We start from the raw sequence: 9,925 nt of genomic DNA, 5'->3' as shown, positions 1-9,925 counted from the left end.
GAATAGCCCGGTCAGTCGGGAAAAGGTCGCGAAACTTCATTATCCAGAAGTGACGATCCGCAGTTTTCTATCAACTCAAAAAAAAACGTTATGGGGATTAAAAGATCCGAGAACTTTAATCACATTCGAGATATGGAAGCCATACCTAGAAGAAATTTCATCCATAACTTATATATTTATACATCGACCTCTCAACGCCTCTGCAAGTTCCTTGGCGCGACGAAACGGAATTGATCTTATTACAGCAAGAGAAATTTTATCGCCCTATCTAACAAATCTAAATTATTATCGATCATTACTATATAAGGATAAGAAGGATGTTATCGATGTCTCTTATGACGATTTATTAATAATACCGGAGGTGTTTGTTTCAAAAATTAACCAAAGAATCGGTCAAATACGGGAGCATAATATAGATAAAGTAAAATCTTTCCTAGACGAGCGGTTAAGACACTTTTAATAGTATGGTTTGTTTAAAAAACGAACTTGTACCAAGCATTCTGACTCGTTCCGCATAAAGGCACTACGCAATCTGGAAGCTCATGGTGGATCTTGCGACACTGGCTGCAACGCATTCGGCGAATAACGAGCAAGTGGAGGTCTACGCCCCCATTCACGATCTTCCGCTTACGGCTGCCTATGACATGCATCTCTCTCTTCAACATGGAGAAGGAACCACTTCTGCACATCTAACAAAAAACGCCGGCTGACTTCTCAACCAGCTCATACTTTGATACAATGATCATGTAGATTTTGGGATGCATCCCGTGAGCCTGTTCCCGCAGGCCCACATACATGGGAGGCATCCTTTTCCTATTCTGTGATATGGTCATTATATTCAGCAAATTCTGGACAGGCAATCCCGTCAGCAATTGGTCGTTATATTTTAGCGGATACAATATTATGTTGCTTTGGCCATAATCCAACCGAACATTATTATTTAGGCAGCTTTTGCAAAATAACAATGAATTCGTTTGATAACCTCTCCGGTTCGTAATACTTTGCGATTTTAAAATTAACTAAATGAAGTCTGCTAAGATGATTAAAAAGTTCCAAAAACGAATGCGAGGTGTAGACTGAGCAGTGTACGTCTACATATTTTTTATTCTGAATACTCTCAATGCAGAGATTCATTGCAGATTCGTCGGAATGATATCGTTCAGCGTTTGAAGCATCAAAGTCTGGAGACCATGAGTCTCCGGTATTGATTTTGACAACATTAGAACAGTTATCAAAGATTTGTCTCGGGCCTGGACGTCTTAATCGGTTGAGATACGCGTCAATCAATTCCGCTGTAGTAGTAAGTTTACGAAAATAATCGAACGTATACCGCTTATCTGGAATAGCCAAACATACAAAACCTCCATCCTTTAAAACCTCGCTTAATTCGGCTAACCATCCAATGACGTCGGGAATATGTTCTATTACGTGAGATGCAACAATATAGTCGAAGGAAAGATAAGACGGAATAGCCTTCCGATAAGTTTTTTCACCCCAAATAAAATCGATTTGAGGAATATTAGTTACATCTACACCAGGATCGTCCTGGTATTTTTTAATAAGTTCTTCTGTGGTAGTGTGATCAGCGTAGTAGATGTTTCCTTCGTCTTTGCTGACAATCGGCAATGATAAAGGCCCAATCTCCAGTCCAACGGAGTTTTTCAGGTCAATATTATTTAAAATTTTGCTTTTGCGGTCTTTTATTTCAAATGATGGAGGAAACGACAAGTTAGGACCTATTGTAAAACAATTCAGCATTTGTTTGTCTACCCAACGTATATTCGGCCACCGGAAGCCATAGGCTTCAAAAATCTCTGGACCTGGAATCCATCGGCGAATCCCATGCTCTACAAGAAAGACCCTTCCATTAAATGGATTATCATGTGATCCTAGTAAAAGGCCTCTTATTCTTGCATCCATTTTCACTATATCCTTTCGAAGACCCTCGACAACCTCGAGTGCTGATTCCATTGTTGGATTAACAGTAGTTTTACTTTCTTCTCTCTTCAATCTTTTTTTCTTTTTAACATATAATCTCTTCTTTAGCATTCCTCTTTTCTTAGCTCTTAACGTTTTTTTTCGGTTCAACTTACGAAGTTTTAAATTGGATTTATGCCTTTTTTTCTTGATTAACGTTTTTTTGGGCTTAAGTTTTAACGTCATCATTGGTACCTCCTCATCTGTGTTACCAAATGAATTCCACAGCTCGATTTAATTGTGTGAGGGAACCGCACACAATGTAATCCACTCCGATAAACTCATCTTATGTAAGGGTATTGTCCTAAGGTGACGGCACTTGTACGCATAGTGAAAACATCTATCATCATCAAAAGGAATGTCCGCCCTTTACCCAAGCATGCCTTAAATCATCTGAATATACTGTTACTAGAAAAGTCCGGCGTTGATTTATATAATCCGCTTAGAGAAGGAGATGAATATCCTTTGCACTCCCCGGTATGTGTGATTGGTACGATATTTATAGATTGCAAGGGATTTGCCGTCCAAAGCTATCACCCATCTACTAGAAATATCGGAACTATTCAATTTGTCCACGGCGGTGTTGGAAGAAATATCGCAGAGAACTTAGCCAACCTTCATTTGCCTACGACTTTCGTTACTTCCGTCGATGACACTGCGATCGGTAGAGAGGTGGTAGAAAGGCTTCAAAAATTAAAAGTAAATAATGAGCATCAAATCCGGTCGAAGCAGCGAGGTATGGGAATGTGGCTTGCCGTCTTGGATGAAAAGGGGGAGTTAGCCGGTTCCATCTCCCAAATTCCGGATTTCACACTCCTGCAGCGTTTCATAACCAGCAAAGGAAAGACCGTTATCGGGCAATCTTCCCATATTGCGCTTGAGTTGGATTTGACGATTGATATTGTTAATCATGTCATTAAGATGGCAAAAAAAGAAAAAAAGCCGATCTACGGCGTCCCCGGCAACTTGGATGTGATTTTAAAGCATACCGAGATTCTAGGTCATTTAGATTGTTTTATTTGCAATAATTTTGAAGCGGATCTTTTTTTAAAGCTGGACTTTACGAATCTCGCCGTAGATCAAAAAATTGACTCTCTTATTCGGTTTGTTGAACGTTCGGGGCTCGGCTCCATGGTCGTTACATTGGGGGAGCAAGGATCCGTCTTTTACGATTCCCGTACGAAAGCTTCCGGTTATCAACCTGTCTTTCCGGTGAAACTCGTTGATACGAGCGGAGCTGGCGACGCTTTCTTCTCAGGGACCGTAATGGGTTTGGTAAAAGGGCTCCCGTTAAAAGAAGCTGTCGTTTGCGGAACGAAGGTGGCGGGCTGGACCATTGAATCTCCCGAAAACACCTGTCCGGATTTGCCGATGAAGATCCAACAAGACGAGTTTTTTCGAAAGCTGCTATAGAAGAAGGCTCTTTCCCGACGGAAAGAGCCTTCTAGCTTTAATTGCCGTTAACCTGATTCACTAATAGAGCGGCTTTATCCGTTCTCTCCCAAGGAACATCCAGATCATTGCGTCCAAAATGCCCGTATGCCGCGGTAGACCGGTAAATCGGCCGCCTGAGATCCAGCATCTTGATGATTCCTGCCGGGCGAAGATCAAAGTTTTTCCGTATCAATCGAACCAGGAGCTCTTCATCGACCGTTCCCGTCCCATACGTATCCACACTGATCGAAACCGGATTAGCGATGCCGATGGCATACGCCAATTGAACCTCGCATTTATCGGCAAGCTTTGCCGCTACGATATTTTTGGCTACATACCGGGCGGCATAAGCGGCGGAACGGTCCACTTTCGTCGGGTCCTTCCCGGAGAAGGCGCCGCCGCCGTGACGGGCATAACCGCCGTACGTATCGACGATGATTTTACGCCCCGTTAAACCCGCATCTCCATGCGGACCTCCAATAACGAAACGTCCGGTTGGATTAATATAGTACTTGGTTCGTTCATCGATTAAGTCATTCGGAATCACAGGTTTTATCAAATGTTCAAGTAAATCCTTTTTAATTCGTTCAAGCGTCGCTTCCGGATGGTGCTGTGTCGAAATGACAACCGTTTCGATACGAACAGGGGTATCGCCGTCATATTCCACCGTCACCTGCGTTTTTCCGTCCGGACGTAAATAAGGGAGAATTTCGTTTTTCCGCAGCTCCGCCAATCGACGTGCCAGACGGTGTGACATGGAGATCGGCAAAGGCATTAATTCAGGCGTTTCATTGCAGGCAAAACCAAACATTAACCCCTGGTCACCAGCACCGATCGCCTCCATGTCATCCTCTTCCATCATTCTATCTCTAGCCTCTAAAGCTTTGCTGACTCCAATTGAAATATCCGGAGATTGTTCATTGATCGCCGCCAAGACGGCGCAGGTATTGCCATCGAACCCATAATCCGCATGATCATAGCCGATTTCTTTGATCGTTCGGCGTACAATTTCGGGAATGTCCGCGTAAGCCGAGGTCGTAATTTCTCCCGTGACCAATACAAGTCCTGTAGAAACGGCCGTTTCGCATGCGACTCTAGCCTGAGGATCCTGCGCGATGATGGCATCCAGAACGGCATCGGAAATTTGATCGCATAGCTTATCCGGATGGCCTTCGGTCACGGATTCGGAAGTAAATAAGCGTTTCCTACTGTTCATCTCTCTCCCCCTGGTTCAATCGGTCCAACCGGACAAATAATCTGCTTGCTCTTTTGTAAGCCGGTCTATATGAATCCCTAATGATTCTAAACGCAAATACGCCACATTGCGGTCTATTTCAATAGGAACGGAATGTACTTCAGCCTTCAACGACCTGCCATTCTGGACAATATGCTTCAGCGATAGAGCCTGCAGGGCAAAGGTAAGATCCATCACCTCTATCGGATGACCGTCTCCGGCGGCAAGGTTCACCAATCGGCCTTCCGCTATCAAATATAACTTGCGGCCGTCTTTCATCTCGTACTCGTCGATATTTTTGCGAACTTCGCGAATGTTCACAGCCCTTGCCGTCAAATCCGATTTATTGATTTCAATATCAAAATGGCCTGCGTTGCACATCAACGCACCATTCTTCATGACATCAAAGTGACTGTCTGCAATGACATCGCGATTCCCTGTCACCGTCACGAAGAAATCCCCCAGTTTGGCCGCTTCCGGCATGGTCATGACTTCAAAGCCGTCCATATAGGCCTCAATGGCTTTAATCGGATCAATCTCGGTAATGACGACTTTTGCGCCTAAACCTTTCGCCCGCATCGCCACGCCTTTTCCGCACCAACCGTACCCGATGACAACAACCGTCTTGCCGGCAACGACCAGATTGGTCGTCCGATTGATGCCGTCCCATACCGATTGCCCGGTTCCATATCGATTATCAAAAAGATATTTACAATAAGCGTCATTTACCGCCATCATAGGAAACCGGAGAAGGCCGCTTTTCTGCAAAGCCTTTAACCGAACAATGCCTGTCGTCGTTTCTTCGCAGCCGCCGATGATTTCCTTCAGCTGGCCGGTGCGCTCACTATGCAAGAGGCTAACCAAATCCCCGCCATCGTCGATGATCGCATGAGGACCAAAATCCAACGCCTTGTTCAAGTGCGACCGATATTCTTCATCCGTTGCATGATGCCATGCATAAGCGGTAATCCCGCTTTCAACAAGCGCCGCCACCACATCATCCTGGGTGGATAGAGGATTGCTGCCGCAAACGGCTACTTCCCCTCCGCCGGCCTGTATAACTTGAGCCAGGTATCCGGTTTTTGCTTCCAGATGCAGACAGATGGAAACTTTAAGACCTTTAAAGGGCAACTCGCTTCTAAATTGTTCCTCGATAGAATGGAGTAACGGCATATGCGATTTAACCCAGTCCAGCTTCACTTTGCCCAGGGGCGCCAAAGTAAGATCCCGGATCATTGAATTGTTATTGGCCATTGTTGCCTCCTGTAAATGAAGGATGGAGTCCATTTTCCGAGTACGCTTGACGAAATCCCTCTTCAAAAGCTTCTGCATACCCGATCCTGTAGCCGAGTTGATACGCCTTGCCAAATCCCCGGTGATACCCGCTGTTTCGCATTGAAGGTTTCCGAACGCCGGATTTGTTTCGGCCGGCCTTACGTCGTCTCGGAAGTTTCCGGGGCATCTTACTACGCAACATGCCTTATCCTCCTTCACCTAATGATCTTATTCGTTCACAGTTCTGAGGAATAAACCGTCGGAGGCGGAACAATCGGAAGAAATTCCTCAAATTCAGATTTTTCCACCCAAGATATCGGGACTTGCATCCGATCGTTTAAGCGCCATAATTCCAGCGTTTTCTTATTTGCCAAACGACGTAGTCCTCGATTATGCACCTGGTACACCTGACCGTCCGGCGTTTGTAGTAGAGTCCCGATCGAAGGCGACGCTCCGGGCTGATTCAACAGGCCCAGCCGGTTCCGTATATCCGTACCGCTGATCATGGATCCCTCCCGCCAATAACGCAGGTCGACGACCGAAAGGCGTACCCCGTCGAAGCCATCCGCCTGATCAATTCGATGACGGATTTCATTTTCAATCCAGTAAATGCTGCCATCCGCTCCTTTTACCGTTACATGCGAGGGATACAGTCTGGCTGCTGCAAATGAATTTCCTGGCGCCAAACGGGAGATCTCTTCCTTCAGCTTCGAGTATCCCTCCCATTTCACGGAAAAAAACCGTTTGTTTTCTTCATTGATGCTTACAAAGCGCTTCCCTATTGAACGAATGCTTATACTGCCGTAATGATGCACGAAAGTGTCTCCGGCGATGACCAGTTCCGATCCGAGCAGGCGTGCGCGCATCCCGTAATCAATATCCTCGCAGTTGCCGATCTTGAAGCCTTCGTCGAAATAGCCCAGCTTATGAAACATGTCCCTTGTAAAAAGCAAGCAAAACCCCATTAAATGATCGGTCCGTTTCCATCGTTCGGCAGAACGCCTATTGAACGAGCGGGCGAAAGCGATCATTTCCCGAATCGATCGATAGGACGTCTTAATTCGCTGCTCCCCGCTAATCCGGTTGCTGACAGGTCCCACCAAACCAAAATCGGGATTGCTTCGCAAACAGGCGAGCAGGTTCTCAAGCCACTGTTCCGTTACAACCGTATCGTTATTGAGAAGAAGCAATGTCGTGCCTCGTGCCATCATCAGGCCTTGATTGACGGCTGGGGCAAATCCGAGATTTTCCGAATTTCGCCTGATTCGTATTCCGGCAAATTCCGCCCGCAGCTTTTCTACTGTTCCATCGGTAGAACCGTTGTCGATCACGATCAATTCGTAAGGGATTCGGGTGTTTTTGCGAATACTGCGTATACACTTCAACAGGTACTCTCGTTGATTATAGGTCGGAATGATGATGCTTGTTCCGTCAAAAGGGATTTGAAATGCCTCTTTGCCCGCAATCCTTCCCGCTTCCAAGCTTGCAGCATAGCCTGCCGCATAGCCGAGGCGGGAACCTCTGCGGAATCCCGAACGGTAATGACGGGAAATCACTCCTGGCATTCCATGCAGGCCTCCTTTCTTCTCTAAACCTTGCATTTTTTAAAATATTCAAAAGTTTATGCAATGGTATAGTTCGTAACCTAAAAAGACTTATTGTTTTTCAAAAAACGCAGATTCTCGCCGCAAAGAAAAAAACCGCACGGCAGAAAGCCGGTGCGGTTGATTCAAGTCTTATTCGTTTATTTCGATCTCGACAGCAAATAGAGGAAATAAGGCGCTCCAATGACGGCCACGACGATGCCGGTCGGAATTTCGGACGGCTGGAACGCCCAGCGCGCGAGCGTATCCGCGACGATGACGAGCAGCGCTCCCACGAAGGCCGACGCCGGCAGCAGCACCTGATGGTGCGGACCGACCAGCCTCCTGGCCAGGTGAGGGGCAATGAGCCCGACGAAGCCGATCCCGCCTCCGACGGCTACGCTCGAAGCGGCCAAGCCGACCGCCGCGGCAAGCAGCCAAGCCCTTTCCTTGTTGACGCGGGTACCGAGTCCGACCGCGAGCTGTTCGCCGAGATTCAGCGCGTTCAGCGCCTTGGCCTTGTAGAAGACGAACGGGAGAAGGACGATCAGCCACGGAAGCAGGGCGAGCACGTACTTCCAATTCGTCCCCCAGATGCTTCCGGCCAGCCAGACGGACACGAATTGATACTGGGTCGGATCCAGCCGGATCGTAAGAATGATCATCGCGGCGCTAATGCCCGCCGCAACCGCGATGCCCGCCAGAATCATGCGCGTCGGCATGAAGCCGTGATGCCGCCGGTACGAGAGCACGTAAATAAGCAGCGCCGTTAGCGCCGCGCCGACGAGCGCGAGCAGTGGCATCAGGAAGATCGAGCCCTTCTCCGACGCCGGATAGAAGCTGACGAACAGGACGACGGCAAGGCCGGCTCCCGCATTAATGCCTAGCAGTCCCGGATCGGCGAGCGGGTTGCGCGACAGCCCTTGTATAATGCAGCCGGATACGGCGAAGCCGGCCCCGATCAGGACGGAGATGACGATTCGCGGCAAGCGGAAAGAGAATAAAATGAGCTCCTGCTTCTCCGTGCCCATGCCGAAGAGCGTCTTGACGACGTCGAGGGGCGACAGCCTGATGAAGCCCGTGTTCATACTGATGATGAACGATACGATAATGAGCACGGCGAGCGTGGTCATCACCAGAACGGCGCGTCTTCTTCTGCGCTGTTCGACGGCGGATACATAAATGCCGTTCATGGCTACTCCCCCCTCATCCTGGTAATGAGATAAAGGAAGAACGGAACGCCGATCATGGCGATGATCGCGCCGATCGCCACTTCGGTCGGCGGGTTAATCATTCTCGCCCCGATATCGGCGAAGACGACCAGCAGGCTGCCGAGAACGGCGGAGCATGGAATGATCCAGCGGTAATCGACGCCGACGAGGTAGCGGGCGATATGCGGAACGATAAGGCCGACGAAGCCGACCGCGCCGACGGTGGAGACCGCCGCTCCCGCAAGGAGCAGCACGATTACCACGCCTCCCGCTTTCACGAGCGCGGTGCGCTGGCCGAGGCCGGCCGCGACTTCGTCGCCGAGGCTGAGCAGCGTAATCGAGCGCGACAGCATGATCGCCGCCAGCAAGCCGGCGAGGATCCAAGGCGCGATGACCTCGATTTGCTGCCATTTCGTCCCGGCGACGCCGCCGGCGTACCAGAATGCCAGATCCTGCCCGATCTGATAGTAGATCGCTACCCCTTCGGCCAGAGCGACGAGGAGCGCGCCGACGGCTGCGCCGGCCAGCGTGAGGCGGACCGGCGTAAGACCTCCCCTTGCCAGCGAGCCGATACCGTACACGAGGCCGAGCCCGACCGCCGCCCCCGCGAAGGAGAGGAACATCAGGTTCATGTAAGACATGGACGGGAAGAAGGCGAAGCAGATCGCGAGCATGAAGCCGGCGCCGGCGTTAACCCCAAGCAGGCTGGAGTCGGCGAGCGGGTTGCGCGTCATGCCCTGCATGACCGCTCCCGCGACGGCGAAAGCCGCTCCGACCAGCGCGCCGGCAAGCGCGCGCGGCATCCGGAGCTCCTTGATGATTTGATGGTGCGTCAGCTCGGGATTGAACTGAAAGACCGCCTCCCATACCGTGGAGAGACGGATATCCGCCGCGCCGACCGAGATGGACAAGGCGAGCGAGAGGAGGAGGACGCCGATTCCGCCGAACAAAATAATCGTGGCCACGATCGGCCTCGTGCGCAGCTTGGCGGTTGCCGGCGCATTCGTGCTGGTTTGAGAAGCCATCATCTAACTACCCTTCTGTATGTAAACTTATAATGAACACCCATTATCATAAAGCTTTCATACCCGCCGTTCAAACGCGGGCAGCCTGTTTAAGGCACAAAAAAAAACTACGACGGCACAATTAACTAACAGGATTTTCCTGCGCTTTGTCGAATACATAAGAGATAAGAATTTTACGGGAGTTGT

Annotated in this window: 9 protein-coding genes; 2 read left to right on the top strand and 7 right to left on the bottom strand. The window is 49.2% G+C overall.

Annotation, left to right across the window (positions count from 1 at the left end; translation table 11 throughout):
* Positions 1 to 460 (top strand): sulfotransferase family protein (locus IDH41_RS31535; RefSeq protein WP_223829991.1); only part of this gene is annotated, 460 nt, incomplete at its 5' end.
* A gap of 13 nt (positions 461 to 473) precedes the next feature.
* Here IDH41_RS31535 and IDH41_RS32215 read toward each other — a convergent pair.
* Both IDH41_RS32215 and IDH41_RS23250 read right to left on the bottom strand, forming a co-directional pair.
* Positions 474 to 650: a DUF6431 domain-containing protein gene (locus IDH41_RS32215; RefSeq protein WP_223829992.1), complete on the bottom strand. Its 177-nt coding sequence runs from the start codon at positions 648 to 650 to the stop codon at positions 474 to 476.
* 286 nt (positions 651 to 936) lie between these two features.
* On the bottom strand, positions 937 to 2,163 hold the full coding sequence (locus tag IDH41_RS23250; protein ID WP_190865368.1) for a methyltransferase domain-containing protein: 1,227 nt from the start codon (positions 2,161 to 2,163) through the stop codon (positions 937 to 939).
* Positions 2,164 to 2,286: 123 nt separating this feature from the next.
* Between IDH41_RS23250 and IDH41_RS23245 the strand changes: the two genes are divergently transcribed.
* Positions 2,287 to 3,390: a PfkB family carbohydrate kinase gene (locus IDH41_RS23245; RefSeq protein WP_317890806.1), complete on the top strand. Its 1,104-nt coding sequence runs from the start codon at positions 2,287 to 2,289 to the stop codon at positions 3,388 to 3,390.
* Positions 3,391 to 3,427: 37 nt separating this feature from the next.
* Here IDH41_RS23245 and metK read toward each other — a convergent pair whose 3' ends face one another.
* From metK to IDH41_RS23220, 5 genes are all read right to left on the bottom strand, one after another.
* The gene (gene metK / locus IDH41_RS23240; protein ID WP_190865366.1) at positions 3,428 to 4,627 is read right to left on the bottom strand and encodes a methionine adenosyltransferase; all 1,200 of its coding nucleotides are present in this window, start codon (positions 4,625 to 4,627) and stop codon (positions 3,428 to 3,430) included.
* A 15-nt stretch (positions 4,628 to 4,642) separates the two neighbouring features.
* The gene (locus IDH41_RS23235; RefSeq protein WP_190865364.1) at positions 4,643 to 5,899 is read right to left on the bottom strand and encodes an adenosylhomocysteinase; all 1,257 of its coding nucleotides are present in this window, start codon (positions 5,897 to 5,899) and stop codon (positions 4,643 to 4,645) included.
* A 257-nt stretch (positions 5,900 to 6,156) separates the two neighbouring features.
* On the bottom strand, positions 6,157 to 7,485 hold the full coding sequence (locus IDH41_RS23230; RefSeq protein WP_190865362.1) for a glycosyltransferase family 2 protein: 1,329 nt from the start codon (positions 7,483 to 7,485) through the stop codon (positions 6,157 to 6,159).
* Between the two features lie 179 nt (positions 7,486 to 7,664).
* A complete protein-coding gene (locus tag IDH41_RS23225) occupies positions 7,665 to 8,696 on the bottom strand; it encodes a FecCD family ABC transporter permease (protein ID WP_190865360.1) in 1,032 nt (343 codons plus the stop codon).
* 2 nt (positions 8,697 to 8,698) lie between these two features.
* Positions 8,699 to 9,742, bottom strand: a complete 1,044-nt coding sequence (locus IDH41_RS23220; protein ID WP_190865358.1) for a FecCD family ABC transporter permease — start codon at positions 9,740 to 9,742, stop codon at positions 8,699 to 8,701.
* Between the last annotated feature and the right edge of the window lie 183 nt (positions 9,743 to 9,925).

The sequence above is a fragment of the Paenibacillus arenilitoris genome, from assembly GCF_014705655.1.
GTDB lineage: Bacteria > Bacillota > Bacilli > Paenibacillales > Paenibacillaceae > Pristimantibacillus > Pristimantibacillus arenilitoris.
The sequence above is the reverse complement of the archived record's forward strand: the minus strand, read 5'-3'. Positions and strand labels throughout refer to the sequence as shown.

What these genes read in the sequence shown, in the direction of transcription:
- IDH41_RS32215 (WP_223829992.1), bottom strand. Translation starts at nt 650, where the DNA reads ATGCATGTCATAGGCAGCCGTAAGCGGAAGATCGTGAATGGGGGCGTA.
- IDH41_RS23250 (WP_190865368.1), bottom strand. Translation starts at nt 2,163, where the DNA reads ATGACGTTAAAACTTAAGCCCAAAAAAACGTTAATCAAGAAAAAAAGG.
- metK (WP_190865366.1), bottom strand. Translation starts at nt 4,627, where the DNA reads ATGAACAGTAGGAAACGCTTATTTACTTCCGAATCCGTGACCGAAGGC.
- IDH41_RS23235 (WP_190865364.1), bottom strand. Translation starts at nt 5,899, where the DNA reads ATGGCCAATAACAATTCAATGATCCGGGATCTTACTTTGGCGCCCCTG.
- IDH41_RS23230 (WP_190865362.1), bottom strand. Translation starts at nt 7,485, where the DNA reads ATGCCAGGAGTGATTTCCCGTCATTACCGTTCGGGATTCCGCAGAGGT.
- IDH41_RS23225 (WP_190865360.1), bottom strand. Translation starts at nt 8,696, where the DNA reads ATGAACGGCATTTATGTATCCGCCGTCGAACAGCGCAGAAGAAGACGC.
- IDH41_RS23220 (WP_190865358.1), bottom strand. Translation starts at nt 9,742, where the DNA reads ATGATGGCTTCTCAAACCAGCACGAATGCGCCGGCAACCGCCAAGCTG.